This is a genomic window from Geodermatophilus obscurus, assembly GCF_900115395.1.
Classification (GTDB): Bacteria; Actinomycetota; Actinomycetes; order Mycobacteriales; family Geodermatophilaceae; genus Geodermatophilus; species Geodermatophilus obscurus_B.
The window spans coordinates 323277-349091 of record NZ_FOWE01000003.1; the positions used below are offsets into that span (position 1 = coordinate 323277).

The 25815-nt window shown below is 77.9% G+C and carries 32 protein-coding genes and 1 riboswitch; of the genes, 11 read left to right on the forward strand and 21 right to left on the reverse strand.

The window, feature by feature from the left end:
- The 10 genes from cobA to BM165_RS07635 form a co-directional block, all read right to left on the reverse strand.
- Entirely contained in the window at nucleotides 1-1248 is a 1248-nt protein-coding gene (cobA, locus tag BM165_RS07590) for a uroporphyrinogen-III C-methyltransferase (RefSeq protein WP_075012897.1), read from the reverse strand.
- Nucleotides 1245-2318: an Rv2231c family histidinol phosphate aminotransferase CobC gene (gene cobC / locus BM165_RS07595; protein ID WP_075012898.1), complete on the reverse strand. Its 1074-nt coding sequence runs from the start codon at nucleotides 2316-2318 to the stop codon at nucleotides 1245-1247. Before cobC ends, cobA begins: the two co-directional genes overlap by 4 nt.
- Nucleotides 2315-2662 carry a cobalamin biosynthesis protein gene (locus BM165_RS07600; protein WP_244274115.1) on the reverse strand — a complete coding sequence of 116 codons (348 nt, stop codon included), beginning with the start codon at nucleotides 2660-2662 and terminating at the stop codon, nucleotides 2315-2317. Before BM165_RS07600 ends, cobC begins: the two co-directional genes overlap by 4 nt.
- Nucleotides 2653-3507 carry an energy-coupling factor ABC transporter ATP-binding protein gene (locus BM165_RS07605; RefSeq protein WP_075012899.1) on the reverse strand — a complete coding sequence of 285 codons (855 nt, stop codon included), beginning with the start codon at nucleotides 3505-3507 and terminating at the stop codon, nucleotides 2653-2655. Before BM165_RS07605 ends, BM165_RS07600 begins: the two co-directional genes overlap by 10 nt.
- On the reverse strand, nucleotides 3504-4241 hold the full coding sequence (cbiQ, locus tag BM165_RS07610; protein ID WP_075012900.1) for a cobalt ECF transporter T component CbiQ: 738 nt from the start codon (nucleotides 4239-4241) through the stop codon (nucleotides 3504-3506). Before cbiQ ends, BM165_RS07605 begins: the two co-directional genes overlap by 4 nt.
- Nucleotides 4238-4549, reverse strand: coding sequence for an energy-coupling factor ABC transporter substrate-binding protein (locus BM165_RS07615; protein WP_075012901.1), 312 nt, complete (start codon nucleotides 4547-4549; stop codon nucleotides 4238-4240). Before BM165_RS07615 ends, cbiQ begins: the two co-directional genes overlap by 4 nt.
- The gene (locus tag BM165_RS07620) at nucleotides 4546-5241 is read right to left on the reverse strand and encodes an energy-coupling factor ABC transporter permease (protein WP_075012902.1); all 696 of its coding nucleotides are present in this window, start codon (nucleotides 5239-5241) and stop codon (nucleotides 4546-4548) included. The genes BM165_RS07615 and BM165_RS07620 overlap by 4 nt, the downstream gene beginning before the upstream one ends.
- Nucleotides 5228-6610 carry a cobyrinic acid a,c-diamide synthase CobB gene (locus tag BM165_RS07625; protein ID WP_075013101.1) on the reverse strand — a complete coding sequence of 461 codons (1383 nt, stop codon included), beginning with the start codon at nucleotides 6608-6610 and terminating at the stop codon, nucleotides 5228-5230. Before BM165_RS07625 ends, BM165_RS07620 begins: the two co-directional genes overlap by 14 nt.
- Before the next feature lie 109 nt (nucleotides 6611-6719).
- The gene (cobO, locus tag BM165_RS07630; RefSeq protein ID WP_075012903.1) at nucleotides 6720-7334 is read right to left on the reverse strand and encodes a cob(I)yrinic acid a,c-diamide adenosyltransferase; all 615 of its coding nucleotides are present in this window, start codon (nucleotides 7332-7334) and stop codon (nucleotides 6720-6722) included.
- A 2-nt stretch (nucleotides 7335-7336) separates the two neighbouring features.
- Nucleotides 7337-9391: a putative cobaltochelatase gene (locus tag BM165_RS07635; RefSeq protein ID WP_075012904.1), complete on the reverse strand. Its 2055-nt coding sequence runs from the start codon at nucleotides 9389-9391 to the stop codon at nucleotides 7337-7339.
- Between the two features lie 73 nt (nucleotides 9392-9464).
- Nucleotides 9465-9547, reverse strand: a riboswitch (cobalamin riboswitch).
- Nucleotides 9548-9652: 105 nt separating this feature from the next.
- Here BM165_RS07635 and BM165_RS07640 point away from each other — a divergent pair.
- Genes BM165_RS07640 through BM165_RS25580 form a run of 5 tightly spaced genes read left to right on the forward strand, consistent with a single transcriptional unit; the run spans nucleotide 9653 to nucleotide 12330 of the window.
- A complete protein-coding gene (locus tag BM165_RS07640) occupies nucleotides 9653-10114 on the forward strand; it encodes a hypothetical protein (protein ID WP_075012905.1) in 462 nt (153 codons plus the stop codon).
- The gene (locus BM165_RS07645; RefSeq protein WP_075012906.1) at nucleotides 10111-10560 is read left to right on the forward strand and encodes a hypothetical protein; all 450 of its coding nucleotides are present in this window, start codon (nucleotides 10111-10113) and stop codon (nucleotides 10558-10560) included. The genes BM165_RS07640 and BM165_RS07645 overlap by 4 nt, the downstream gene beginning before the upstream one ends.
- Complete coding sequence (locus BM165_RS07650) at nucleotides 10557-10850, forward strand: transcriptional regulator (RefSeq protein WP_075012907.1); 294 nt, start codon at nucleotides 10557-10559, stop codon at nucleotides 10848-10850. Before BM165_RS07645 ends, BM165_RS07650 begins: the two co-directional genes overlap by 4 nt.
- Nucleotides 10847-11911: an AbrB family transcriptional regulator gene (locus BM165_RS07655; protein ID WP_075012908.1), complete on the forward strand. Its 1065-nt coding sequence runs from the start codon at nucleotides 10847-10849 to the stop codon at nucleotides 11909-11911. Before BM165_RS07650 ends, BM165_RS07655 begins: the two co-directional genes overlap by 4 nt.
- A 44-nt stretch (nucleotides 11912-11955) precedes the next feature.
- The gene (locus BM165_RS25580; protein WP_244274116.1) at nucleotides 11956-12330 is read left to right on the forward strand and encodes a hypothetical protein; all 375 of its coding nucleotides are present in this window, start codon (nucleotides 11956-11958) and stop codon (nucleotides 12328-12330) included.
- 7 nt (nucleotides 12331-12337) lie between these two features.
- On the opposite strand, the gene BM165_RS07665 is transcribed toward BM165_RS25580, so the two are convergent.
- Complete coding sequence (locus tag BM165_RS07665) at nucleotides 12338-13381, reverse strand: MFS transporter (protein WP_075012909.1); 1044 nt, start codon at nucleotides 13379-13381, stop codon at nucleotides 12338-12340.
- Here BM165_RS07665 and BM165_RS07670 point away from each other — a divergent pair.
- Nucleotides 13344-13628: an Lrp/AsnC family transcriptional regulator gene (locus BM165_RS07670; RefSeq protein WP_177225142.1), complete on the forward strand. Its 285-nt coding sequence runs from the start codon at nucleotides 13344-13346 to the stop codon at nucleotides 13626-13628. The two genes, BM165_RS07665 and BM165_RS07670, sit on opposite strands and share 38 nt — an antisense overlap.
- Before the next feature lie 69 nt (nucleotides 13629-13697).
- The gene (locus tag BM165_RS07675; protein WP_075012911.1) at nucleotides 13698-14129 is read left to right on the forward strand and encodes a hypothetical protein; all 432 of its coding nucleotides are present in this window, start codon (nucleotides 13698-13700) and stop codon (nucleotides 14127-14129) included.
- A 4-nt stretch (nucleotides 14130-14133) separates the two neighbouring features.
- Here BM165_RS07675 and BM165_RS07680 read toward each other — a convergent pair whose 3' ends face one another.
- Entirely contained in the window at nucleotides 14134-14634 is a 501-nt protein-coding gene (locus BM165_RS07680) for a type II toxin-antitoxin system PemK/MazF family toxin (protein ID WP_083427154.1), read from the reverse strand.
- 151 nt (nucleotides 14635-14785) lie between these two features.
- On the opposite strand from BM165_RS07680, the gene BM165_RS07685 reads away from it, so the two are divergent.
- Nucleotides 14786-14986 carry a hypothetical protein gene (locus BM165_RS07685; RefSeq protein ID WP_075012912.1) on the forward strand — a complete coding sequence of 67 codons (201 nt, stop codon included), beginning with the start codon at nucleotides 14786-14788 and terminating at the stop codon, nucleotides 14984-14986.
- Between the two features lie 34 nt (nucleotides 14987-15020).
- Here BM165_RS07685 and BM165_RS07690 read toward each other — a convergent pair whose 3' ends face one another.
- Together BM165_RS07690 and BM165_RS07695 are read right to left on the reverse strand one after the other, a co-directional pair.
- Nucleotides 15021-15446, reverse strand: a complete 426-nt coding sequence (locus BM165_RS07690) for a VOC family protein (protein WP_075012913.1) — start codon at nucleotides 15444-15446, stop codon at nucleotides 15021-15023.
- Between the two features lie 31 nt (nucleotides 15447-15477).
- Nucleotides 15478-16092, reverse strand: a complete 615-nt coding sequence (locus BM165_RS07695; protein WP_075012914.1) for an MSMEG_1061 family FMN-dependent PPOX-type flavoprotein — start codon at nucleotides 16090-16092, stop codon at nucleotides 15478-15480.
- Between the two features lie 50 nt (nucleotides 16093-16142).
- Here BM165_RS07695 and BM165_RS07700 point away from each other — a divergent pair, with 50 nt between their 5' ends.
- Complete coding sequence (locus BM165_RS07700) at nucleotides 16143-16529, forward strand: acyl-CoA thioesterase (protein ID WP_075012915.1); 387 nt, start codon at nucleotides 16143-16145, stop codon at nucleotides 16527-16529.
- 52 nt (nucleotides 16530-16581) lie between these two features.
- Here the strand turns inward: BM165_RS07700 and BM165_RS07705 are convergent, their stop codons facing one another.
- The 7 genes from BM165_RS07705 to BM165_RS07735 form a co-directional block, all read right to left on the reverse strand.
- Nucleotides 16582-17160 carry a P-loop nucleotide/nucleoside kinase family protein gene (locus BM165_RS07705; RefSeq protein ID WP_208976678.1) on the reverse strand — a complete coding sequence of 193 codons (579 nt, stop codon included), beginning with the start codon at nucleotides 17158-17160 and terminating at the stop codon, nucleotides 16582-16584.
- Nucleotides 17161-17345: 185 nt separating this feature from the next.
- Complete coding sequence (locus BM165_RS07710) at nucleotides 17346-18068, reverse strand: class I SAM-dependent methyltransferase (RefSeq protein WP_075012916.1); 723 nt, start codon at nucleotides 18066-18068, stop codon at nucleotides 17346-17348.
- Between the two features lie 88 nt (nucleotides 18069-18156).
- Nucleotides 18157-19662, reverse strand: coding sequence for a cobyric acid synthase (locus BM165_RS07715; protein WP_075012917.1), 1506 nt, complete (start codon nucleotides 19660-19662; stop codon nucleotides 18157-18159).
- A complete protein-coding gene (locus BM165_RS07720) occupies nucleotides 19659-20318 on the reverse strand; it encodes a lysophospholipid acyltransferase family protein (protein ID WP_075012918.1) in 660 nt (219 codons plus the stop codon). The genes BM165_RS07715 and BM165_RS07720 overlap by 4 nt, the downstream gene beginning before the upstream one ends.
- A gap of 97 nt (nucleotides 20319-20415) precedes the next feature.
- Complete coding sequence (locus BM165_RS07725; RefSeq protein WP_075012919.1) at nucleotides 20416-21144, reverse strand: PAS and ANTAR domain-containing protein; 729 nt, start codon at nucleotides 21142-21144, stop codon at nucleotides 20416-20418.
- 159 nt (nucleotides 21145-21303) lie between these two features.
- A complete protein-coding gene (locus BM165_RS07730) occupies nucleotides 21304-22752 on the reverse strand; it encodes a MocR-like transcription factor YczR (protein ID WP_075013104.1) in 1449 nt (482 codons plus the stop codon).
- A 259-nt stretch (nucleotides 22753-23011) separates the two neighbouring features.
- The gene (locus BM165_RS07735) at nucleotides 23012-23986 is read right to left on the reverse strand and encodes a cobalamin biosynthesis protein (RefSeq protein WP_075012920.1); all 975 of its coding nucleotides are present in this window, start codon (nucleotides 23984-23986) and stop codon (nucleotides 23012-23014) included.
- A gap of 30 nt (nucleotides 23987-24016) precedes the next feature.
- Between BM165_RS07735 and def the strand changes: the two genes are divergently transcribed.
- Together def and cbiE are read left to right on the forward strand one after the other, a co-directional pair.
- Nucleotides 24017-24574 carry a peptide deformylase gene (gene def / locus BM165_RS07740; RefSeq protein WP_075012921.1) on the forward strand — a complete coding sequence of 186 codons (558 nt, stop codon included), beginning with the start codon at nucleotides 24017-24019 and terminating at the stop codon, nucleotides 24572-24574.
- The gene (gene cbiE / locus BM165_RS07745; RefSeq protein WP_075012922.1) at nucleotides 24571-25812 is read left to right on the forward strand and encodes a precorrin-6y C5,15-methyltransferase (decarboxylating) subunit CbiE; all 1242 of its coding nucleotides are present in this window, start codon (nucleotides 24571-24573) and stop codon (nucleotides 25810-25812) included. The genes def and cbiE overlap by 4 nt, the downstream gene beginning before the upstream one ends.
- The last annotated feature ends 3 nt before the right edge of the window (nucleotides 25813-25815 follow it).

The following is a 25815-nucleotide window of genomic DNA, read 5'->3' on the forward strand; positions in this document are numbered from 1 at the left end:
CTAGAGCTGCGGTGCCAGGCCGACGACGTCGCCGACCACCCAGACGGCCGGCGGGCGGATGCCCTCGTCGGCGAGCGTCGCGGCCAGGCCGGTCAGCGTGGTGCGCACGACGCGCTGGGTGGGCGTGGAGCCGTCGGCGATGACGGCCACCGGGGTCTGCGGGGCGCGGCCGTGCTCGACCAGCGCCGCCGCGATCGCCCCCGCGGTGTCGACGCCCATGAGCACCACGACGGTGCCGCGCAGCCGGCCGAGCGCGGTCCAGTCGACCAGCGACTGCGGGTGGCCGGGCGGCACGTGCCCGGAGACGACGACGAACTCGTGGGTCAGCCCGCGGTGGGTGACCGGGATGCCGGCGAGCCCGGGGACGCCGATCGCGCTGGTCACGCCGGGGACCACCTCGACCGGCACGCCCGCGGCGACGCACGCCTCGAGCTCCTCCATGCCGCGGCCGAACACGAACGGGTCCCCGCCCTTGAGCCGCACCACCCGCTTGCCGGCCAGCGCGCGCTCGACCAGCAGCGCGTTGATCTGCTCCTGCGCCATCGACCGCCCGCGCGGCAGCTTCGAGGCGTCGATGACCTCGACCTCCGGCGGCAGCGAGGCCAGCAGCGACTGGGGCGCGAGGTGGTCGGCCAGGACGACGTCGGCCTGCGCCACCGCCTGCTGCCCGCGGACGGTGACCAGCCCGGGGTCGCCGGGGCCGCCGCCGACCAGGACCACGCTGCCGGCGCGCCCGCCCTCGGGGGAGCGGGCGGCGCGGTCGCGGATGCTGCCGTCGGTGAGCCCGGCGACGACGGCGTCGCGGACGCCGACCGCCCGCTGCGGGTCACCGCCCCCGTGCACGCCGACGACGAGGTCGCCCTGTCGGCCGACGGCGGGCGTCCACACGCTGGAGGCCGAGCGGTCGTCGGCGCGGGCGCAGAACACCCTCAGCCGCTCGGCCTCCTCGGCCACGGCGGCGTTCACGGCGGGGTCGTCGGTGGCCGCGACCGCGTACCAGGCGCCGTCGAGGTCGCCGGGCTGGTAGCGGCGGGCCACCCAGGTCAGCGAGCCGGGCTCGACCAGCGCCTCCAGCGCCGGGGTGACCTCGGGGCTGACCACGGTGACCCGGGCGCGCGCCTCGAGCAGCCCGGCCACCCGGCGGTGGGCGACCGAGCCGCCGCCGACCACGACCACGGAGCGGTCGAGCAGGCGCAGGCCGACGGGGTAGACGACCCCGCTCGCGGGGTCGACGGGCGTGGCGCTCAGCGGTGCTCCTCCGGGACGGCGGCCTGCTGCGACGTCGTCGTCGGCATGTCGCCGTCAAGGATCGCAGTGAGGTCCGCGGCGAACGCACGCGAGGTCGCCGGGTCGCGGACGGCCACCCGCAGGTGGTCGGGGGACAGGCCGGGGAAGGTGTCCCCGCGGCGCACCGCCCAGCCCCGCTCCCGCAGCGCCGCGCGGACCCGCGCGCCGCCGGGCACGCGCAGCAGCACGAACGACGACCGCGGCTCCCCGACGACGAGCCCGGGCGGCAGGGCGGCCAGGAGCGCCGCCCGGTGCGCGACCAGCCCGCGGGCCGCGGCGCCGGCCTCCGCGCGGGCCTGCGGCGTGGTGCAGGCGGCCAGCGCCGCGAGCGCCGGGGTCGACAGCGGCCAGTGTGGCTGCGCGGCGGCCATAGCGGCGACCACCGGTGCCGGCCCGAGCGCGTAGCCGACGCGCACACCCGCCAGCCCCCACGTCTTGGTCAGGCTGCGGACCACCACCAGGCCCGGCAGGTCGGTGCGCGCCGCGAGCGACTCGGGCTCGCCGGGCACGGTGTCGGCGAACGCCTCGTCGACCACCAGCACCCGCCCGGGCCGGGCGAGCGCGGCGACGTCACGGTGCGGGTGCAGCACCGAGGTGGGGTTGGTCGGGTTGCCGAGGACGACGAGGTCGGCGTCGTCGGGCACGGCGGCCGGGTCCAGCCGGTGCGCGGGCGGGGCGAGCAGCAGCCGCTCGACGGGGTGACCGGCCGCCCGCAGCGCCGCCTCCGGCTCGGTGAACGACGGGTGGACGACGACCGCGCGGCGCGGCCGCAGCGCCCGCGCGAGCAGCACGAACGCCTCGGCGGCGCCCGCGGTGGGCAGCACCTCGGCGGGGTCGCGGCCGTGCGCGGCGGCCACCGCGGCGCGGGCCGGGCGGAGGTCGGGGTAGGCGGCGACGTCGGCGAGGGACGCGGCCAGGACCTCCCGCAGCCACGGCGGCGGCGTGCCGGCGCGGACGTTGACGGCGAGGTCGACCAGGCCGGGCGCCAGGTCGAGGTCGCCGTGGTGGTCGAGGTCGACGTCCTCGGTCACTCCGACACCGCCACGGTGACCCGGCCGCGGACCGTCCTGCCCACCACCAGCCGCGCCCCGTGCAGGAGCGCGGCGGCCTCGGCCACCGACGGCGTGCCCACCGCGGCGGCCACCCGGGCCGACGGGGACGGGACCGCCACGCCGGCCAGGACCGCCGCGGGGTGCCCGGTCAGCGGCCAGCCGCGGGCGGCGGCGGCGTCCCGCACCCCGGGCTCGGCGGCGCGGGCCTCCAGGGTGGCCAGCCGCGCCACCCGGGCACCGGCGGGCAGGACGGCGTCGACGGCGGCCAGCACCTCCGCCACCGACACCCCGGAGACCGCGCCGACGCCGACGGTCACGTCCACGGGGAGACGCCGGGCCGGTCGGGCAGGGCGGCGAGCAGCGCCGGGGCGTCGCGGGGGAGCGGGCCGTCGTCGGGCAGCAGGCCGAGCGCACGCAGCCGCGTGCCGACGGTCAGCGCCCACGGCCGGTCGAGCCGGGCGCGGGCGAGCAGGTCGTCGTCGGCGAGGAGCTGCTCGGGCAGGCCCTGCACCACCCGCCGGTCGACGACGACGGCCACCTCGTCGGCCCAGCGCAGCGCGAGGTCGACGTCGTGGGTGCTCATGACCACCGTGGAGCCCGACGCCCGCAGCCGGTCGAGGGCGGCCAGCGCCTCGGCGACGGCGGAGGGGTCGAGGCCGGCGGTGGGCTCGTCGAGCAGCAGCACGCACGGGCGCATGGCGACCGCGCCGGCGATGGCCACCCGCTTGCGCTCGCCGTAGGACAGCTGGTGGGTGGGCCGGTCGGCGAGGCCGTCGACGGCGAGCAGCGCGAGGGCCTCGGCGACCCGCTCGCGCACCTGCTCCGCGGTCAGCCCCAGGTTGAGCGGGCCGAAGGACACGTCCTGGGCCACCGAGGCGCTGAACAGCTGGTCGTCGGGGTCCTGCAGGACGAGCTGGACCTCCTGCCGGTGCGCGCGCAGGCCGCCGCGGGTGTGCCGCAGCAGCGCCCCGTCGACGGCGACCGCGCCGGAGTCGGGCCGCAGCGCGCCGGACAGGCAGCGCAGCAGGGTGGTCTTGCCCGAGCCGTTGGCGCCGAGGACGGCGAGGCGCCGGCCGGCGGGGACGGTGAGCGAGGCGCCGTCGAGCACCCGGCGGCCGCGTCCGTAGCCGACCACCAGGCGCTCGGCGGTGATCGTCCGGTGACTCACGCGCCCAGCACCCCGGCGGCGACCAGCGCGGCCAGGCCGGCCGCGGTCGCGGCCAGGAACCCGGGGGAGGAGGGCCGCGCCTCCGGCAGGACCTGCAGGCCGGCCTCCATCCCGCGCCCGGCCAGGCCCTCCTGCAGCCGGCGGGCGCGGTCCCAGGAGCGGGTCAGCACGGCGGCGGCGAGCATCCCCGACGACCGGTAGGAGAGCCGCCAGGTCGAGTGACCCATGCGGGCGGTCTGCGCCTCGCGGATGGTGCGCAGGCTCTGCAGCAGCACGAACAGCATCCGGTACGTCACCCCCGCCACGTCGACGACGGCCGCCGGCACGCGCAGCCGGCGCAGCGCGTCGAGCAGGTCGGTCATCGGCGTGGTGGTGGCCAGCAGGAGCACCGCCGCACCCCCGGCGACCGAGTGCCCGACCAGCTCACCGGCGCGCACCCCGGCACCGGGCGCCCAGCCGAGGCCACCGCCGTCGACGGTGACGACGGCGGTGAGCGCCCCGACGGCGACGAAGGCCAGGGGCCAGCGCACCGCCCGGCCGAACGTGCGGGCCGGCACCCGGGCCGGACCCAGTGCGAGGACGACCGCCGCCAGTGCCACCAGCACCCCGCCGGGCCACACCGGCAGGGCGAGCGCGCATCCCACCAGGCCGCCGCAGAGCAGCAGCTTGTCCAGCGGCGAGCGGGTGCGCCAGGCGCTGGCCCAGGCGGCGTCGTCGACCGCCAGGCCGGTCATGCGTCGTCCGCGCGCTCGGCCCCGGGCCGGGCGGCGGTGGCGCGCCGGCCGCGGAGGCGGCCCAGGACGTAGCCGAGGACGCCGCCGCCCAGGGCCGCCTGCAGCGCGAACAGCCCGGACTCGACCTCGCCCGCGGGGCTGAACACCGACTCGAACCAGGGCGTGTAGCCGCCGGCCTCGAGCTCCTCGGTGACGGCCGCGTCGGTGCCGGCGTAGTCCGACGTGCCGCCGTCGAGCAGCAGCGGCAGGGCGAACAGTGCGACCACCGCGAGCACGAGCAGCGCGGTGACCAGGTGCCGGCGGGTCACCGCGCTTCCTCCGTCGGCTGCTCCGTGGCGGCCGGGCGCAGCAGGCCGAGGCGCTCGAGCTCGGGGCGCGCGTTGACCGTCAGCACCCGGAACAGCAGCACGCCGAGCAGGCCCTCGCCGATGGCCAGGGGCACCTGGGTGAGGGCGAAGACGCCGAGGAACTTGACCAGCGCGCCGGCCAGGCCGCCGGTCGCGTCGGGGAAGGCGAGGGCCAGCTGCAGCGACGTCGTGACGTAGGTGGCGAGGTCGGCCACCGCGACGCCGGCGAAGACACCGGGCAGCAGCCCGCCCCCGGCCGCTCGGCTGAGCCGGTAGGCGCCGTAGCCGGCCCAGGGGCCCACCACCGCGAACGCGACGGCGTTGGCGCCGAGGGTGGTGAGGCCGCCGTGGGCGAGCAGCAGGGCCTGGAACAGCAGCACCACGGTGCCGAGCAGCGCCATCACCGGCGGGCGGAAGAGGATCGCCCCGGGGCCGGTGCCCGTCGGGTGGCTGGAGCTGCCGGTGACCGAGGGCAGCTTGATCGCGCTGAGCACGAAGGTGAACGCGCCGGCCGCGCCGAGCAGCAGCGTGGACTCCGGGTTCTCCCGGACCTCGCGCACCACCGCCCGGGCGCCGTGCACGACGAAGGGGGCGGCGGCGACCGTCCAGCCGACGGCGTGGCCGGCCGGCAGGAAGCCCTCAGCGATGTGCACGGCGTGCCTCCTCCGGGACGGCCGCCGCGCAGGCGGCCACGAGCCGTTCGGCGAGCGCGGGGCTGCCGGCCCAGTTCAGGTGCAGGTAGGACGCGTGCACGGAGCCCGCGACGAACCCCTCCGGGCCGGCCGCCGACCACTGCCAGGCCGGGGTGGGGCCGGCCGCGGGCAGCGCGGTCGTGCGGTGGAACTCGTGCCCGCGGACCCGCGTGCCCGCCGGGGCCAGCACGCTGTCGGTGACCGCGACGGCCGCGCGGTAGCCCAGGGTCAGCCGCGGCGTCATCCGCGTGGCGACGTCGAGCACGCCGCACATCGGGGCGCCGTCGAGCTCGCGGGACAGGTACAGCAGGCCCGCGCACTCGGCGGCCACCGGCCCGCCGCGGGCGGCGAGCGCGGCGACGTCGGCGCGCAGCGTCTCGTTGGCCGACAGCGCGTCCGCGTAGACCTCGGGGAACCCGCCGCCGACGACCAGCCCGGCGGTGCCCTCGGGCAGCGCCTCGTCGCGCAGCGGGTCGACGGTCACCACCTCGGCGCCGGCCGCCTCCAGCAGCTCGACGCTCTCCCGGTAGGTGAAGGAGAACGCCGCACCCCCGGCGACGGCGATCCGCGGCCGCCCGGGGACCGGGGTCACCTCGGCGGCCGGCTCCCACGGCGTCGCGGGCAGGTCGGGTGCGGTGCGGGCCAGCCGCAGGACGGCGTCGAGGTCGACGCCGGCGGCGACCACCTCGCCGAGGCGCCGGACGGTGGCCAGCGCCTCGGCCGAGCGCTCGGCGGCCGGCACCAGACCGAGGTGCCGCGACGGCGTGGCCAGCGCCTTCATCCGCCGCAGCGCGCCGAGCACCGGCACCCCGGCGGCGCCCAGCGCCTCGCGCAGGATCGCCTCGTGCCGGTCGCTGCCCACGCGGTTGAGCACCACGCCGCCGATGCGCACCGCCGGGTCGAAGGTGGCGAACCCGTGCACCAGCGCGGCGACGCTGCGGGCCTGCGAGGACGCGTCGACGACCAGCAGCACCGGCGCCTGCAGCAGCCCGGCGACGTGCGCCGTCGAGGCGAAGCCGGGCTCGACGGTGGGGTGCGTGGCGCCGTCGAAGAGGCCCATGACCCCCTCGACGACGGCGACGTCGGCCCCGCGGGCGCCGTGCAGGAACAGCGGTGCGATCCGCTCCTCGCCGCACAGCCAGGGGTCGAGGTTGCGTCCCGGGCGCCCGGCGGCGAGGCCCGCGTAACCCGGGTCGATGTAGTCGGGGCCGACCTTGTGCGGGGAGACGGCGGACCCGCGGGCGGTCAGCGCGGCGACCAGGCCGGTCGTGACCGACGTCTTGCCCGCGTTGCTGCTCGGCGCGGCGACGACCACGCGCGGGAGGCTCACCACCGCCGTCCCCCCACCCCGAGTGGGCAGTTGCGGTCGCCGACACGTGCGCACACGCCGTCCCCGGCGACCGCAACTGCACGGTCGGTCCGGTCGGCGGCGTCCGCCGTCACCACTCGATCCCCCGCTGGCCCTTCTGGCCGGCGTCCATCGGGTGCTTGACCTTGGTCATCTCCACCACCAGGTCGGCGGCGGCGACCAGCGCCGGCGGCGCGTCCCGGCCGGTGATCACGACGTGCTGGGTGCCCGGGCGGTCCGCCAGCGTCCCGACGACGTCGTCGACGTCGACCCAGCCCCACTTCAGCGGGTAGGTGAACTCGTCGAGGACGTAGAAGCGGTGCGCCTCGGCGGCGAGGTCGCGCTTGATCTGGGCCCAGCCCTCGGCGGCGTCGGCGGCGTGGTCGACCTCGGTGCCCTGCCGGCGCGACCACGACCAGCCCGAGCCCATCTTGTGCCAGACCACCGGCCCCCCCTCGCCGGTCTGCTCGTGCAGCCGGCCCAGCGCGGTGAGCGCGTTCTCCTCGCCGACCCGCCACTTCGCGCTCTTGACGAACTGGTAGACCGCGATCGGCCACCCCTGGTTCCACGCCCGCATGGCCATGCCGAACGCGGCGGTGGACTTGCCCTTCATCTCGCCGGTGTGCACGGCGAGCAGCGGGCGGTTGCGGCGCTGCCGCGTCGTCAGCCCGTCCTGCGGCGTGACGGCGACCTGTCCCTGGGGCATGCCTAGGCCGCCTCTCGCGCCGAGCGGACGGTGGCGGCCAGCGACTCGGCCGCCAGCTCCTCCAGCCGCAGCGTCTGCGCGCCCAGGTGCACCCCGAGCGCGCCGGCGAGGCCCAGCCGGACCGGCCCGGACTCGCAGTCGACGACGACGGCCGCCGTCCCCGCCGCGGCCAGCCGCCGCGCGGCCGCGTGCGCCGTCCCGAGGGCGTCGGACCCGCGCGCGCCCGTGGCCCGGCCGTCGGTGACGACGACGAGCAGCGGGCGCCGCCGCGGGTCGCGGACGTGCTCGACGCGGAGCACCTCCTCCGCGCGCAGCAGGCCGGCCGCCAGCGGCGTGCGCCCGCCGGTGGGCAGTTCGCGCAGCCGGGCCGCGGCGGCCTCGACCGACCAGGTGGGCGGCAGCGCGAGCACGGCGTCGCCGCCGCGGAAGGTGACCAGGCCGACCTTGTCGCGGCGCTGGTAGGCGTCGAGCAGCAGGGACAGCACCGCGCCCTTGACCGCGCCCATCCGCGCCCGCGAGCCCATCGAGCCGCTGGCGTCGACGACGAACAGGACGAGGTTGCCCTCGCGGCCCTCGAGCGTGGCCTGGCGCAGGTCCTCGCGGGTCACGCGCAGCCCCGGGCCGGTGCGCCCGCGGGCGACCTGGTGCGGCGCGGCGGCGAGCACGGTGTCGACCAGGTGCAGGCGCGTCACCGGGCCCGACGGGCGGACCGACCCCACGACCCGCCCCCGCTCGGCGCGTGCCCGCGACCGGCGGCCGGCCGCACCGGCACCGATGCCGGGGACCTCGAGCCGGCGCGCGCGGAAGGGCTCCGACGGCGCCGCGGCCGCCTTCTCCCGCGCCTGCCCCGTCGCGCCGCCCTCGCCGGGGGTCTCCGCACCGGGGGTCTCCGCACCGGGGGTCTCCGTACCGCCCTGCTCGTCGAGATCGCGCGATCTCGACGCGTCGTCCGCGGGGCCGCCGTCGAGATCACGGGAACTCGCCGGGGGTGGTGGGTCGCCGCCGTCGGGGCCGTCCGGGGGAGACGGCGGGTCGTCGTCGGGGCCCTCCTCCGGGCGGCTGTCCTGCAGCGCCTGCTCCAGGGTGTCGTCGTCGAGACCGGGCGCGTCGAAGGGGTTGCGCCGGCGGCGGTGGGGGAGCGCCAGGCGGGCGGCCACCCGGATGTCGTCCTCGGTGACCTCGTCGCGGCCGCACCAGGCGGCGTGCGCCATCGCGGCGCGGGCGGTGACCAGGTCGGCGCGCAGGCCGTCGACGTCGAAGGCGGCGCACACGGCGGTCACCTGCCGCAGCGCGCCGTCGGAGAGGACGACGTGCGGCAGCCGGGCGCGCGCGGCGGCGATCCGCTGCGCCAGCGCGCCCTCCTCGCCGGCCCAGGCGGCGGCGAAGCCGGCCGGGTCGGCGTCGTAAGCGAACCGGCGGCGGACCACCTCGGCACGCTCGGCCGGGTCGCGCGGCGCGGCGACCTCCACGGTCAGCCCGAACCGGTCGAGCAGCTGCGGGCGCAGCTCCCCCTCCTCGGGGTTCATCGTGCCGACCAGCAGGAACCGTGCGGCGTGCCGCACCGACACGCCCTCCCGCTCGACGTAGGCGGTGCCGAGCGCGGCGGCGTCGAGGAGCAGGTCGACGAGGTGGTCGTGCAGCAGGTTGACCTCGTCGACGTAGAGCACGCCGCGGTGCGCGGCGGCCAGCAACCCGGGCTCGAACGCCTTCACGCCCTCGGTGAGCGCCCGCTCGAGGTCCAGCGACCCGACGACGCGGTCCTCCGAGGCGCCCACCGGCAGCTCGACCAGCCGCGCGGGGCGGGTGTGCCCCGGCACGGCGTCGTGCGGGCCGTCGGGGCAGGCGGGGTCGGGTGCGGCGGGGTCGCAGGCGAAGCGGCAGCCGGGGACGACCGCGACCGGCGGGAGGACGGCGGCCAGCGCGCGCACCGTCGTCGACTTGGCGGTGCCCTTCTCGCCGCGCACCAGGACGCCCCCCACCGCGGGCGAGACGGCGTTGAGCAGGAGCGCCAGGCGCATGTCGTCCATGCCGACGACGGCGCCGAACGGGTAGGTCATGCGGTTCGACCGCGCACGGCTGGGGTCCTCTCCCCGGGTGTCCACGCCCGGAGGTGGCAGGAGGCGACGGCGGGAGTTCCTGACTTCCCGGCGCCTCCTGGTCGAGGTGCCGGCTCACAGTGGCGGGACCGCGCCGGAGTCGCACCGGGCTTCCTCCACTGCCGTCGCGTGGCGGCGTCATTCGACCACGACGGCCCGGGCGGACGACACCCCGGCCCGGTCACTTGACGCATCGGAAAGAAACGGGCCACACTTTCCGACATGGAAAACGACGCCGTCGACCCCGACACCGCCGTCGCCCAGCTCGCCGCGCTGCAGGCCGACCGGGTGGCGCTCGCCGACCGGGCGCTGCAGCCGTGGTGGTACGACGTGCTGCTGGGCATGGCGGTCTTCGGCCTGCTGTCCGTGGTGGCGGCGGGCAACGTCTTCGCGACCCTCGCCGGTGTGGCGCTGTTCTCCGCCGGGCTCGGGTGGCTCGTCTCCACCTACCGCCGGCGCACGGGGTTCTGGGTCGACGGGTTCCGGCGGGGCGCCATGCGCAGGGCGTCGTCGGTCTACCTGGTCGTCTACGTCCTCGTCGTCGTCCCGGCGCTGGTGCTGGCCCTCGGGTTCGACCGGTCGTGGGCCCTGGTGGCCGCGGGTGCGGTGGCGGGCGTGACGGCCGCGGTGACCAGCCGGTGGGCAGGCCACCTGTACGTGCGCGAGCTGCGGGGCCTGTCGTGACCGCCGACCAGGACCGCGACGCCGCCGTCGCCCAGCTCGCCGCCCTGCGGGCCGACCGGGTGGCGCTGGCCGACCGGGTGCTGCAGCCGTGGTGGTACGACGTCGCCCTGGGGCTGCTCCTCTTCGGCTTCCTGGCGTCCTACGCCCTCGACTCGCTGTGGGTGACCTTCCCCGCGCTCCTCGTCTTCGCCGCCGGCCTCGGTGCGCTGGTCGCGGCCTACCGGCGGATCACCGGGGTCTGGGTCGACACGCCTCCCCGGGTGATGGCCGCGTGGGGTGCGCTCGTCCTGGTCGTCCTGGTGCCGGCGTTCGTGCTGGCGGAGGGCTACGACCGGCACTGGGTGATGGTGGTGGCGGGAGCGGTCCTCGGCGTCGCCGCGGGCGTGCTCAGCCGGGTGTGGGGCCGCCGGTGGGTGGCCGAGCTGCGGGACGGGCGCGGGCTGTGACCGCGGTCGCGCCGCACTTCGACGCGGTCATCCACCCCCCGCCACGCCTGCAGATCTGCGGGCTGCTGGCCGCCGTCGACACCATGGAGTTCGCCACCGTTCGCGACCAGGTGGGCGTGAGCGACTCGGTGCTGTCCAAGCACGTCAGGCATCTGGAGGAGGCCGGGTACGTGCAGGTCAGCAAGGCCACCGTGGCCTCCCGCCAGCGCACCAGCCTGGCGCTCACCCGGGACGGGCGGCGGGCGTTCGACGCCCACGTCGCCGAGCTGCGCCGCATCGCCGGCCTGTGAGGCCGGGGCGGCCCGACCCGCGGGGACTCGCCGACGGCGCCCTGGTGCTCGCCGGTGCCGTCGGCGCCGCCGTCCTGCTCGACCTCGCCGGCGTGCCCTCCCCGGCCCTGTTCGGCGGGCTGCTGGCCGGGCTGGTGCGGGGGCTGGCCGGCCGCACCCCGCTCGACGTGCCCCGCCCGGGCCTGGCGGCCGCGCAGGCGGTCATCGGGGTCTCCATCGGCGCGCTGGTCGACCCCGACACCCTCGCCGCCATCGGCGAGGACTGGCTGCCGGTCCTGCTGGTCACCGTGGCGACGCTGCTGCTCACCGTCGCCGCCGGGCTGCTGCTCCGGCTGCAGCCCGGCATCAGCCCGGTGACCGGCGCCTTCGCGATGATCGCCGGCGGCGCGTCGGGGATCACCGCGATGGCCCGCGACCTCGGCGCCGACGACCGGATGGTCGCCGTCCTGCAGTACCTGCGGGTGGTGCTGATCGTCGTCCTCATGCCGGTCGTGGCGACGACGGTCTACGGCGCCGACACCGGCCCGGGCGATGTCGCGGAGCCGACCGGGCCCGGCTGGCCGGTGGGCCTCGCGTTCACCGCCGCGTGCGTGCTGGTCGGGTTCCCGCTGGCGCGCCTGGTGCGGCTGCCGGTGCCGGCGCTGCTCGGGCCGCTGCTCGTGGCCGCCGCGGCCGACCCGTCCGGGCTCTCCGGCGGCGCGGACGTGCCCGCGGGGGTCGAGGCGGCGACGTTCCTGGTCGTCGGCCTGGCGGTGGGCGTGCGCTTCACCGCGGCGAGCCTGCGCACCGTCGGCCGGGCGCTGCCGCTGGCCCTGACGCTGATCGCCGGGCTGATCGCCGCCTGCGCCGGCCTCGGCGCGGTGCTGGCCGCGGCCACCGGCGTGAGCGGGCTCGACGCCTACCTCGCGACCACGCCGGGCGGCCTCTACGCGGTCCTCGCCACGGCCACCGGCAGCGGCGCGGACGCCACCTTCGTGCTCGCCGTCCAGGTGCTCCGGCTGTTCGTGATGCTGCTGGCCGCGCCCGTCGTGGCCCGGCGGCTGCGCCCCCGGCCGGGCTGACCGGGAGCCCGACGGGGTGGCGCGGCACGCCTACCCTCGACCGGGTGAGCCGAGCGCCGAGGGAGGAGACGGAGCTGTCCGACGTGGAGACTGCGCTGGTGGACGCCGCAGCGGACGGGCAGGACGCCGTCCTGCTGTTCGTGGGCGGTCCGCTCGACGGGCGGGTGGAGATCCGCGCCGCGCGCCACGGGGACCCGCTGCCCACCGTCACCCACGTGCACCTGCACGACGGGCCCAAGGTCGTCTCCCGCTACGACCTGCAGCCGCTGCCCGGCCAGGCCGGCGTCTACCACCTCCGCCCGCGGTCGCCGCAGCCCGGCCGCCAGCAGCCCGGCCGCCAGGAGCCCGGCCGCCAGGAGCCCGGCTGTCAGGAGCCCGGCCGCCAGCAGCCCGGTCGCCAGGGGTCCGCGGCCGACTGAGGCCGGGTCAGGGACCCGCTCGAGTCGCGGGGGCGGTCCCGCGTACGCGCGCGGCGGGCAGCACCGCCAGCAGGAGGGCCGCGGCCGAGACGAGGGCGACGACGGGCAGCCCGTGGCGCTCGTGGAGCGGTCCCAGGCCCGCCGTCCCCAGCGACGCGGCCAGGTAGGTCACCCCGCTGTAGAGCGACATCACCGGGCCGCGCGCCGGCCCGCCCGCCCCGGACAGCAGCCCGACCAGCAGGCTCAGCCCGAGGTGGTTGACCAGTCCCCACGCCACGGCCAGCACCAGCACGGTCCACAGCGAGCCGGCGGCCGGGGGCTCCAGGCCGTAGACGGCGACCAGCGCGAGGACGGCCGGGACGAGCAGGCGGGACGGGCCGATCCGGTCGACCCGGCCGTCGAGGATCCCCGCGACGCCGAAGCCCACGCCGTAGGCCAGGGCGAGCGGACCGGCCGTGGCCGCGCCGGCGCCCTCCTCCGCGCGGACGTGGTGACCCAGGTAGGCGTAGGTCGCGTAGAAGGCGCCCATGAAGGCCACGACGACCAGCAGCAGCGGCCGCACCCAGGGCCGGCGCAGGGCCGGGGCGTAGCCGCCGCCCACTCCGGCCGGCCGCGTGGTCCGCGGCTCCGGCAGCCGGCCGAGCAGCCCGACGAGCACCAGGGCCAGCCCGGCGAGCCCGGCGAGGGCGCCACGCCACCCCACGACGCCGCCGGCCGCGGCGGCCAGCGGCACGGCGACCACCATGGCCACCGACCAGCCGAGCAGGACCCGGCCCAGCGCGCGGGTCTGGGCGTCCGCCGGTGCCAGCTCCCCCGCGGTGGCGTACGCGACGGGCAGCGACACGCCCGCGGCGGTTCCCGCGACGGCCTGGCCCGCCGCCAGCCTCGCCCAGTGCGGTGCGCCCGCGGACAGCAGCAGCCCGGCCGACAGGCCCAGCGCGGCGCCGCGCAGCACGGTCCGCCGCGGCAACCGGTCGACCCGCTGCCCGAGCGCGAGCCTGGACGCCGCCGCGGTGGGACGCCACCTGCTCGCCTTCGTCGAGCTCGACACCGTGGGCTGGGCGACGGAGCCGCTGGCGGACGCGGTCCGGCAGGACCCGCGCGTCGAGGAGCTGCACTCGGTGGCCGGCGACACCCACTTCCTCGTCAAGGTGCGGGTCGGCGGGGCCGGCGAGCTGCAGGACCTGCTGCGCGACCTGTACGCCGTGACCGGTGTCCGCAACACCCGCACGCGCGTCGTGCTGCAGACCTACGTCGAGCGCGGGCCGAGCCCGGCGGCGCCGTCACCGGCCCGCTGACGTCCGTCACCACCGGCCGGTGACGGCCGGCACTGCCGGGACCGGGGCCGCCGCTGCCACGGTCGGGACGTGCGCGAGACGCTGCTCCTCCTCCACGTCGCCGCCGGCACGGCCGGCCTGCTGCTCGGCCCGCTGTGGCTGGTCGCCCGGCTGCGCGGCCGGGCGGGCACCGGCGCGGCGGCCGCCTACCAGGCGGCGGTCGCCGGGGTGGCCGCTACCGGGGCGGCTCTGGCGCTGCTCACCCCGGGCCTGGCCTGGCTGGTCGGGTTCGGGGCGCTGAGCGTCGTCCTCGCGGCCACCGGCGCGCTGGCCCGGCGGCGAGGGTGGCCGCACTGGCGCACGCTGCAGCCGCACCTGCTGGGCGGCTCCTACGTCGCGCTGACCACCGGCCTGCTGGTCGCGCAGACCCAGCACCCGCTGGCCTGGGTGCTGCCCGCGCTGGTGGGTCAGGTGCCGATCGCGCTGGCCAAGCGGCGCCTGGTCGCGGCCGTGCCCGCCTGAGCGCTCACCAGCCCTGGACCCGCCCGGCGGCGGCCACGACCCGGTCGAAGACGGCCCGGTCCATCGCCGCGCCCTCGCGCCGCACCCCGGCGGGGTCCAGCACGAGGAGACGGTCGAGCCGGACCTCGCTCGGGCGGCCCTGCCGGTCCCAGCCCCCGCGGCCGACGTCCATCCACGTCCGCCCGTGCCGGGCCTCGTCGGCGGCGTCGCGGTCGTGGTCCTGGCTGCTCAGCTGCAGGCCGACCAGGTCGGTGCCCTGCCGTCCGACGACCAGCACCGGCCGGTCCTTGCCCCGCCCGTCGCCCTCGTCGTAGGGCACCCAGGCCCACACCACCTCGCCGGGGTCGGGGCGGCCGTCGGCCCGCGGGCGGTACTCCGCGTCGACGCCGGCCGGCACCCGCCGGGGCGGCGGCTCCCGGCGCGGGACGGGGCGGCGGCCGGCCGGCGCGACGGCGGCGCGCACGAGGGACAGGGCGGCGGCCACGAGGCGGCGCGGTCGGCTCATGGGCGCACCGTAGGCGCGACCGCGGCGCCACGGCCGTCACATCCGTCACTCCGGTACCAATTCAGGCCGGTTCTGGTTCTCCCCGGCTGATCGCGGGCACCATGGGGAGACGGGGCGCGCTGCCAGCGTGTTCCGGGAGAGGGGGGCTCCCATGACCTCGGCCCAGCCCGTCGTCGCCACCGTTCCGCTGGTCCGCGAGCCGCGCGCCAGCGTGCTCGCCGCCTTCCAGCTCGTCGAGGACGCCCGGTACCTGGGCACCGAGCGCAGACCCCGGCGGCGCGTCCTCCTCCGGCGCCACGCCGAGCGCACCGTCGCCTACCGCCGCCTGGCCCGGGACCTGCGTACTCCCTGAGCCCGGCCCCACACGGGGGCGACGGGGTCCTCCCTCACGCGACGCAGAACTCGTTGCCCTCCGGGTCGGCGAGCGTCACCCACTCCAGCGGCCCCTGCGCGGAGCGCCAGAGCTCGGTGGCGCCCAGCTCGACCAGGCGGGACACCTCGGCCTCGCGCCGCTCGGCGCCCACGTGCACGTCGAGGTGCAGGCGGTTCTTGCCCGTCCTCGGCTCGGGCACCCGCTGGAAGAGCACCCGCGGGCGGCCGGGGTCGGGCGAGGTGATCGCCGCGCCGAGGGCCCACACCAGCGCGCCGCGGTGCGTCGTGGTGTCGGCCTCGGTGGCGTGCCCGGCGTCGACCATCCGCCGGATGAACGCCTCGTCCTGGGGCTCCACCTGCCAGCCCAGCGCCTCGGCCCACCAGTCGGCCTGGGTGTGCGGGTCGGTGGAGTCGATCGTCACCTGGATGTCGGTCGCCATGCCCGCAGACTGGCAGCTCCCACCGACAGGCTCAGAGCTCGAGGGCGAGCTCCGCGCGGATGGTCGCGTCGTCGGGGAGCGGGGTCTCCAGCCGGCAGTGGTCGCGGATCATCGTGCCGAACGGCGGCAGGGCCGACCGGTCGACGCGCGCGGCCGGGTCCCACAGCCCGGAGCGCATGACGGCCTTGGCGCACTGCAGGTAGGCGCGCTGCACGGTCACCAGCAGCACCGAGCGCGGCGCCCTGCCGAACTCGGTCAGGTCGACGTCGAGGGTGTCGGCGGGCAGCAGCTCGCCCGTGCCGTACACCTTCAGGGTCTCCTCGACGCCGGGCACGAAGAACAGCAGCGCCACCCGCGGGTTGACCGCCACCTTCCGGAGGCTGTCGAGCCGGTTGTTGCCCTGGCGGTCGGGCAGGGCCAGGCGGTGCTCGTCGAGCACCTTGACGAAGCCCGGGTCGCCGCCGCGCGGGGAGACCTCCGGCCAGCCGTCGGCGTCGGCCGTCGCCATCGTGAGGAACGGCGAGAGCCCGATGAGGGACCGGCAGTGGACGTCGAGGTGGTCGATCTCCTTGTCCAGCACCAGCTGCGAGGGCGGGCGGTACCCCGCGAGCACGGGGTCGGGGGCGGGCGCACCGTCGTCGGGCATGGGACGACGGTAGCCCGGCGGGCCGACGGGTCCGGCTAGCGTGGCGCCCCGTGCCGGTCACCTGGAGCTCCCCGGTCCGCTTCGTCGAGTGCGACCAGCAGGGCGTCGTCTTCAACGCGCACTACCTGGTCTGGGCCGACGAGGCCAGCAACCTCTGGTGGGCCTCGCTCGGCCTGCCGTGGGACGAGATCGCCGCGCGGGCCGACCCGGTGGTCAAGGCCAGCTCGCTGGAGTGGTCGTCGTCGGCGCGCTGGGGGGACGTCGTCGAGGTCGACGCCGAGAGCGAGCGGGTGGGCCGCACCAGCGTGACGGTGCGCTTCACCGTCCGCGTGGGCGAGCGGGTGTGCTGCGTCGTCCGGAACACCTACGTGGGCACCGCGGGCGGCGTCTCCGTGCCCTGGCCCGACGACGTCCGGGCGCGGCTCACCGCCGGCTGACCACGGCCCACGGGGTGACGGGGTGGTCCGACGTGGCGGTCCCGCGACCAGGTCAGCCGTCCGCGCAGGAGGGCCAGTGGTCCGCTGCCCACTCCGGCCGGCCCGGCCACCCCGCCGGCGGACCGGGGACGTCGCCGTCGCCGAGCTCGGTGGCGTCCGGCACCCGGAGCTGCTCCCGCCACAGCTCGACGTCGGCCGCGGTCATCGGGAACGTCCGGTGCGGTGCCATCTCCTGGCGGTGCGCGATCCGGGCGAGTTGGACGTCCTCGTCCACGGGCAGGTAGACCACCCGGCAGGCCGCCCCGGTCGACCGGGCCGGCCAGCGCAGGGCCGACCGTTCGTCGCGGTCCCGGAGCCCGAAGTCGAGCACGACGCCGGTACCCAGCCGCAGCGCCTGCAGGGCGACCGAGATGAGCCGTCCCTCAAGCACGAAGCGCCTGCCGTCGGCCATCGGGTCGCCGAACAGCGGGACCATCCAGTGGTCCGGGGTCAGTCGCAGCGCCCGGTGTGCCGCGGCCAGCTCCACGGCCCGGGTGGTCTTCCCGGCCGCCGGGAGCCCGACCACCAGGATCATCGTGGCGGTGGGCGGGCGCGCGGGTGGCTCCCCGTGCTGCGGACGCGACTCGGACATGACTCCCCTGAGCAGGACGGAGGGGCAGCGCGGGGTGGATCCGCGGGTGGCTGCCGGCGGGACCGGCGGTCAGCCGGCCCAGGGTCGCGCACCGGTCGGTCCGGCCGGCGTCGTCCCACCGGGTGTGCCGGACGTACCGGGCGCGCCCGGGCACCGGACCCGTCCACCACCCCCGGCCCCCGTGCTCACCGCCGGGCGATGAACACGAGCTCGTGTCCCGGCCGGTCGGGGGCGTCCCGCACGTCCTGCACCGAGAAGCCCGCGGTCGCCAGCGAGTCCCCGAGCTCCTCGCGGCTGCGGAACCGCAGTGTCGAGTCCGACGTCAGCTCCGCGCCGTCGCTCCCGAAGACGAAGCTCCACCGGAACGAGACCAGGCTGCCCCGCACGTCGGTGACCTCCACCCAGGTCTCCACGGGCCCGACCTCCGGGACGACGGCGCGGGTCCACGACCGCTCCCGGGTCCACTCCCGCCACGCCTGCCGCTCCGGCCGCCGGCTCTCGAACACCAGCCGGCCCCCTGGGCGCAGCGCCGCCCGGATCGCACCCAGGGTCGCCGCCCACTCCTCGTCGGTGAGGAACACCTGGGCCACGTTCCCCGTCATCGTCGCCAGGTCCACCTGCAGCGGTGGCAGCGACCCTGCGTCGCCGAGCAGCCACCGCACCTCGTCCGCACGGGGCTTGCGGCGGGCCACGTCGAGCGAGGCCGCCGCCGGGTCGACGCCGACCGCCTGCACCCCGCGCTCGGCCAGCAGGCAGGCGAAGCTGCCGGTCCCGCACCCGACGTCGAGGACGGTGCGCGCCCCGAGCTCCTCGACCAGGGACAGGTAGGGGTCGAGGTCCGCACGGTCACCGTCGAACGTGTCGTAGACCGCGGCCAGCCGCGGGTCGCCGAAGACCGCGTCGGTCACGGCCGCGCCGCCGCGGACCGGGAGGACGCCCGTCCCCCTCGGGGGCAGACGCCGGTCGAGGCGTCGGCGTCGTCCCCGTCGGCCGTCCTCACCGCGGGCCCGACGCGTCCCCCGGCGGCAGCAGCGGCAGCTCCGCCGGTGGTCCCTCCTCGAGCAGCCGCCACAGCGCGCCGGTGTCGGCGTGCTCGGCCACCAGGTCGCCGAGCGCGTCGAGGCGCTGCTCGCGCACCGCGGCGAAGGAGGTGTCCGGCGCCGGGACGAACCGCCGCCCGGCCGCCCGTGCGACCTCGGCGAGGAACGCCCGGCGGAAGCCGTCGTTCTCCAGCGCCCCGTGCCACGTGGTGCCCCACGTCGCCCCGACCCGGCCGCCGTCGAGGAAGGCCTCCGCTGCGCCGGAGTACGTGACGACGCCGTGGTGGATCTCGTAGCCGCGCACCGGGTGGCCGAGCGCCTCGCCCGACGGGCGGCCGAGCGTCTTGTCCCGGGCGAAGGCGACGTCGGCCGGCAGCAGCCCGAGCCCGGCGACGGTGCCGGCGCGCGACTCGACGTCGTCGGTGATGGTGCGGGCGAGCATCTGGTGCCCCCCGCAGATGCCGAGCACCGGCCGCCCCTCGGCGGCGCGGCGGGCCACCGCGCCGGCCAGCCCGGTCGAGCGGAGCCAGGCCAGGTCGGCGACGGTGGAGCGGGTGCCCGGCAGCACGACGAGGTCGGCGTCGGCGAGCTCCTCGGGCCGGGTGGCGTAGCGGACGAGCACCCCGGGCTCGGCGGCCAGCGCGTCGAGGTCGGTGAAGTTCGACAGCCGCGGCAGCCGGGCCACCGACACGCGCAGCACGTCCTCCCCGTGCGGCGGGCCGGCCGAGGAGACGCCGGTGGGCACGCCGAGGGAGTCCTCGACGTCGACCGCCGCGCCGGGCAGCCACGGCAGGACACCGAGGGTGGGCCGGCCGGTGAGCGCGGTGAGCTGCTCGAGGCCGGGGCGCAGCAGCCGGACGTCGCCGCGGAACTTGTTGACCAGGAACCCGGCCACGAGCCGCTGGTCGGCCGGCGGCATCAGCGCGACGGTGCCGTAGAGGGCGGGGAAGACCCCGCCCCGGTCGATGTCGCCGACGACGACCACCGGCAGGTGCGCCGCGGTGGCCAGGCCCATGTTGGCGATGTCGTCGGCGCGCAGGTTGATCTCGGTGGGGGAGCCGGCGCCCTCGCAGACGACGACGTCGAACCGCGACCGCAGGTCGGCCAGGCTGGCCAGCACCTGCTCGAGCAACGCGGCCTTCATCGGCCGGTAGGACAGCGCCGTCACCTCGGCCACCGGCCGGCCCAGGACGACGACCTGGCTGGCGTCGTCGCCGCCGGGCTTGAGCAGCACCGGGTTCATCGCGGCCTCGGGCTCGACGCGGGCGGCGGCGGCCTGCATGACCTGGGCCCGGCCGATCTCGGCGCCGTCGGCGGTCACCATCGAGTTGTTGCTCATGTTCTGCGCCTTGAACGGGGCCACCCGCACGCCCTGGCGGGCCAGCCACCGGCAGATGCCGGCGGTGACGACGGACTTGCCGGCGTCCGACGTCGTCCCGGCGACGAGGAGGGCGCCGCTCATGCCGCCGGCTGCCCCCAGCCGGCCTTCTCCTGTCCGGACAGGAGGGCGATCTGCTCCATGATCCGGTCGGTGACCTCGCGGCGGGCGCGGTTGCTGCCGGCCTGCCCGGCGTGCTCGGGGAAGGTCATCGGCTCGCCGAAGACGACGGTGAAGCGGTGCGGCCGCGGCCACGTCGCACCCGGCGGCTGGATCCGGTCGGTGCCGGTGATGCCGACCGGGACGACGGGGCAGTCGGCGGTCAGTGCCAGCCAGGCGACGCCGGTCTTCCCGCGGGCCAGCCGGCCGTCGCGGGACCGGGTGCCCTCGGGGTAGATGCCGAAGCCGCCCCCGGCGCGCAGCACGCCGAGCGCGGTGTCGAGCGCCTCCTGGGCCGCCCGGGAGGTCTGCCGCTGCACCGGCAGGGCGCCGAGCGCGGTGAACAGCGTGCGGGTGAGCCAGCCGCCGACGCCGGGCGTCGTGAAGTACTCGGCCTTGGCCAGGTAGCCCACGCGCCGGGGCGCCGACAGGGGGATGGCCATGCTGTCGATGAAGGACAGGTGGTTGCTGGCGATGATGAAGGCCCCGGTGGCCGGGACGTTGGCCCGCCCCCGCACCCTCGGCCGGAACAGGATCCAGAACACCGGCCGCAGCACCAGCCGCGCGACGAGGTAGAACACGCCGTCTCCTCCCTCGGGCGGGGCCCGGCACCGCCCGCCGGGCCCCGGGGCATCCTCCCCTGCCGCCGGGAGGAGGACGGCGGCAGGGCGGAACCGGTCAGTGCCCGCCGGGCTCCGGCGGGCAGGCGTCGCGCAGGATCTCCTTGACCGCCGCCGACAGCGGCCGGCGGCCCGAGGCCGAGGCCACCAGGTCCACGGCGACGTCGCGGACCTTGCGGTGGGTGTGGCTGGAGATGTGCGCCAGCAGGTCGAAGGCCCGCTGCTCGTCGCAGCCGGTGAGCAGCATCAGCACGCCCTTGGCCTGCTCGATCGGCGCCCGGGTGACCATCGCGGTCCGCAGCTGCGCGACCTCGACCTCCAGGAGCGCGGCCCGGTCGTCGTCGGCGGCGGCCGGCCGCGGGGCGGCCACGACCAGTCCCTCGACGCCGGCCACCCGGCCCTCCCCGTCGAACCGGGGCTCGCCGACCAGGACCACGGTGCTGTGCTCCCCGGCGCCGGTGCCGATCCGCACCTCGAGGGAGAAGGCCTGTGCGCCGCTGACCGCGGCCGACAGCGCGTCGATCGTCCGCGGCCGGTCGTCGGGGTGCTGGACGGCGATCAGCTCCTCGGTGCCGGCGCCGTCGGCGGGCAGGCCGAGGAGGGCGGTCGCCACCTCCGACCAGTCCCACGCACCGGTGCGCCGGTCGTAGCGCCAGCGGCCGGACAGGCGGGTGCGGCGCTCGGCCGGCGGGGAGGGCACCGGAGGGCGGGGCAGTGCTGCGGCGGGCGGCGCCGGCGAGGCGGGCGCACGGTGGGCGGTGACGGGGCGGAACTGGATCGACGTCATGGAGTGCTCCGGGAGGCGGCCCGGGGAGGAAGCCCGGGGGGGCACCGCGCAGCCGCCTGTTCGACCGTCCGCGGGAGCCGGGGAGGTGACCCCGGTCGCTCGGTACGGGCAACCGTAGCCGCTGGATCCGGTGCCCGCGAGCGGCGCAGGTGCTGCGTGTCACACCACCGTGACGGGACGTACTGGATGGCGGGCGACCGGTCCACTGCGCAGGGCGGCGTCGACCGAGGCCAGGGTGGCGATCGCGGTGCGCAGCCGGTCCGGCGGCAGCGTGAAGGGCAGCCGCAGGTGGTCGTCGAAGGCCGTCCCGGTGCCGAACACGCGGCCCTCGGCCAGCAGCAGCCCCAGCGGCGCCGCGGCGGCGGTGAGCGCGGCCGAGCCGGTGCCCGGCGGCAGGACACACCACGCCGAGAGCCCGCCGCCGGGGCGGGGCGCGCTCCAGTGCGGCAGGCGGGCGGCCAGCTCGGCGAGCAGCACGTCGCGGCGCTCGCGCAGCAGCGCCCGGCGGCCGGCCAGCACCGCGTCGAGGTCGCGCACCAGGGCGGTGGCGGCGAGCTGGTCGAGGGGGCTCACCGACAGCTGCCGGCGGCCCAGGGTCGAGCCGAGGGAGGCGGCCAGCGCGGCGTCGGTGCGCAGCCAGCCGACCCGCAGCCCGCCCCACACCGCCTTGGACAGGCCGCCGACGGTCACCGTGGCGGCGTCGGGGAGGCCGGCGGCGTAGGGCGGGAGCGGGCCCTCGTCGTCGAGCCACAGCTCCGCGGTGACCTCGTCGACGACCGCGAGCACGCCCTGCTGCCACAGCGTGGCGGCCAGCCGCCGACGGCCGGCCGCCGACAGCCGCGCGCCGCTGGGGTTGGAGAAGTCGGGCATGAGGAAGGCCAGCCGGGGGCTGCTCTGCCGGACGGCGAGGTGCGCGGCGCCCACGACGGCGTCGGGGTCGGCGGCGTCGAGGGCGACCGGCACGCACCGCCCGCCCGCGGCCGTCACCATGCCGAGCGCGCCGGGGTAGGTGGGGTGCTCGACCAGCACCCGGTCGCCGGGCTGCAGCAGCGCCTCGACCACCAGCGCCGTGGCGTCGCCGGTGCCGGCGGTGACCACCACCTGCTCGGGGTCGGTGGGCAGGCCGCGGGCGGTGTAGCGGTCGGCGATGGCCGCGCGGAGCTCGGGCAGCCCGCCCGGTGCGTAGCCGTGGCCGGCGGTGAGCGAGGGCAGCCGGGACAGGGCCTGCCGGTAGGCCGGCGCGAGCTCGGGTGCGGCCTCCGGGGCGGCGTGCGCGAGGTCGAGGACGCCCGGGTCGGTGGCGGGGGCGGTCCACACCGCGTCGGCGGCCGGGGCCTCCAGGACCGTGCCCGCGCCGTGCCGGGTCCTCGCGCGGCCCTCCTCCCGCAGGAGCCGGTAGGCCGAGGCCACGGTGACGCGGCTGACCGTCAGTGCCGCGGCCAGGTCCCGCTCGGCCGGCAGCCGGGTGCCCGGCGGGAGCTGCCCCAGCGCGACGAGTTCGCCGATCCGGCGCGCCAGGCCGGCGTACCGGGGCCCGGCGACGTCGTCCAGTGGCCCGACTAGCCGGGCCAGTTCCGCGGCAGTGGACCGGTCCTCGCCCAGTGGCATGCAGGCCACCATGCCGGATTGGACCCATTCCGTCCAGGTCGGATGGTGCCACCGTCTGTGCCATGACTCCCGGTGCGGTCCTCCTGCTGCTGTTCCTGCTGGCGCTCGGTGGCCTGGCCGCCGGCACGCTCGTCGTCGCGGTGCGCGGCGGGCGCGGCCCGGCCGACCCGCCGGCCAGCCACCTCCGCGCCGACCCCGCGGGGTTCCCCGTGCTCCCCGCGCCGCGCGGCGCCCTGCACCGGCGCGGCCCGCGGGCCGGTCAGCCCCGCGCGGCCGGCCGGCTCCGTGCGGTGAGGCGGGCCGCGGCGGCCAGCGCCGCGGCGGCCAGCCACACCGCGCGCGAGAGGCGCACCGACCGCACGACGTCGCTGCTGGCCGGCGCCCGGCCGTCGCCGAGCACCGGCCGGTCCTCCACCCGGCTGCCGTAGACGTTGCGGCCGCCCAGCCGCAGCCCCAGCGCGCCGGCCGCCGCGGCCTCGCAGCGGCCGGCGTTGGGGCTGGGGTGGGCGGCCCCGTCGCGCCGCCACACCCGCAGGGCGTCGCGCGGCGAGCCGCCGGCCACCGGGGCGACGGCGACGGTGAGCGCCGCGGTGAGCCGGGCGGGCAGCCAGTTGGCGACGTCGTCGGTGCGCGCGGCGGCCCAGCCGAACCGGGCGTACCGCGGCGAGCGGTGGCCCACCATCGCGTCGAGGGTGTTCACGGCGCGATAGCCGAGCAGCCCGGGCAGGCCCGCGAGCGCACCCCACACCAGCGGGGCGACGGCGGCGTCGGAGGTGTTCTCCGCGACCGACTCGACCGTGGCGCGGGCCAGCTCCGCGGCGTCGAGGGTGCTCGGGTCGCGCCCGGCGAGCGTGGGCAGCAGCGCCCGGGCGGTGGGCAGGTCGCCGGCCTCCAGCGCGGCGGCCATCGCCGCGGCCGCCCGGCCGAGCGACGTGCCCCCGAGCACCGTCCACGTGGCGACGGCGACCGCGGCCGTCCGCGCCGCCGGGTGCTCGCGGGTTGCCCGGTCCGCCGCCGTCCCCAGGCCCGCGGCGGCGCCGACCAGCACCGCGGCGTACCCGGCGCCGGCCGCGCGGGAGTCCCGCCAGACCCGGCGCTCCAGTGCCGCGGCGAGCGTGCCGAAGCCGGCGACCGGGTGCCGGCGCGCGGGGTCGGCGAGCAGCAGGTCGGCCGCGGCGCCCAGCGCGAGGCCGAGCGCGGTGGGGAGGTCGCTCCGGGACGGCACGGCGACCATCCTGCCCAGGGCGGTTCCTAGGATCGCCGCATGCGCCTGCCCGGCCGTTACGACGGCGTCGCCCGGCCGATCGTCACCTACGGCAGCAACGAGGTCCTGCACCGCCCGACCGCGCCCGTGACCGAGTTCGACGAGAGGCTGCGGCGGCTCGTGCTCGACATGTTCGCCTCGATGCGCGAGGCCGACGGCGTGGGGCTGGCGGCCAACCAGATCGGCGTCGACGCGCGGGTGTTCGTCATCGACTGCCCCGACGCCGACGGCGAGGACGTCGTCGGCTACGTCGTCAACCCGTCGCTGACCCTCGTGGAGCCGGCCGGGGACGAGCCGGCCGAGGAGGTCACCGAGGAGGGCTGCCTGTCGGTGCCCGGCCCCTACGCCGAGCTGCCCCGCGCCTTCCGGGCCCGGGTGGACGGCGTGGACGTGAAGGGCAGGCCGGTGTCGATCGAGGCCACCGGCATGGCCGCGCGGTGCCTGCAGCACGAGGTCGACCACCTCGACGGCGTCGTCTACGTCGACCGGCTGCCGCAGGAGGAGCGCGAGCGGCTGCTGGCCGAGGCCGCCGGTCCGGGTGGGGAGCTGCCCGCGTGAGCGTCGCCGTGCAGCCCCTCGGGGAGGCGCCGGTGACCCCGGTCGTCGTCGTCGGCATCGGCGCCGACGGCTGGGCGGGGCTGGCGCCGACGTCGCGGGCGGAGGTGGAGCGCGCCGAGGTGCTCCTCGGCAGCGCCCGCCAGCTGGACCTCGTGCCGCCGGAGGTGCCCGCCCGGCGGGTGCCCTGGCCCTCGCCGCTCACCGAGGCGCTGCCCGGGGTGGTCGAGGCGCACGCCGGCCGCGCGGTCGTGGTCCTGGCCAGCGGTGACCCGATGCTGTCGGGCATCGGCACCACGCTCACGCGGCTGCTCGGCGCCGACCGGGTGCGGGTGCTGCCGGCGCCGTCGTCGGTGTCGCTGGCCTGTGCCCGGCTGGGCTGGGCGGTGGAGGAGACCGAGGTGGTCACGCTGGTCGGCCGCCCGATCGAGCTGCTGCACCCGCACGTGCAGCCCGGCCGGCGGCTGCTGGTGCTGGGGTCCGACGGCGGCACCCCGGCGCAGGTGGCCGCGCTGCTGGCCGGCCGCGGCTACGGGCAGAGCCTGGTCACCGTGCTCGGCGGGCTGGGCGGCCCCGACGAGGAGGTGCGCACCGGCACCGCGGCCACCTGGTCGCAGCCGGCCCCGGCGCTGGTGGTCACGGCCGTCGAGTGCCGGGCCGACCGCGGCACCGTGCCGCTGCCCACGACGCCCGGCCTGCCCGACGGCGCCTACGAGTCCGACGGGCAGCTGACCCGGTCGGAGGTCCGTGCGGTGACGCTGTCCCGGCTCGCGGCGGTGCCCGGCCAGCGGCTGTGGGACGTCGGCGCGGGCTCGGGGTCGATCGGCATCGAGTGGATGCGCGCTCACCCGACCTGCCGCGCCGTCGCCATCGAGGCCTCCGCCGAGCGCGCCGAGCGCATCGCCCGCAACGCGGCCCGGCTCGGGGTGCCCTACCTGCGGGTGGTGCACGGGCACGCGCCGGACGTGCTCCCCCGCCTCGGCGCACCCGACGCGGTGTTCATCGGCGGCGGGCTGACCACGCCGCTGCTGGTCGACACCTGCTGGGACGCGCTCCCGCCGGGCGGCCGCCTGGTGGCCAACGCGGTGACGGTCGAGAGCGAGGCGGTGCTCGCCCAGTGGCACGCGCGGGTGGGCGGGGACCTGGTGCGGGTGGAGGTGCAGCGCGCCGAGCCGGTGGGGTCGTTCACCGGCTGGAAGCCCGCGATGCCCGTGACGATCTGGTCGGTGACCCGGTGGTGAGCA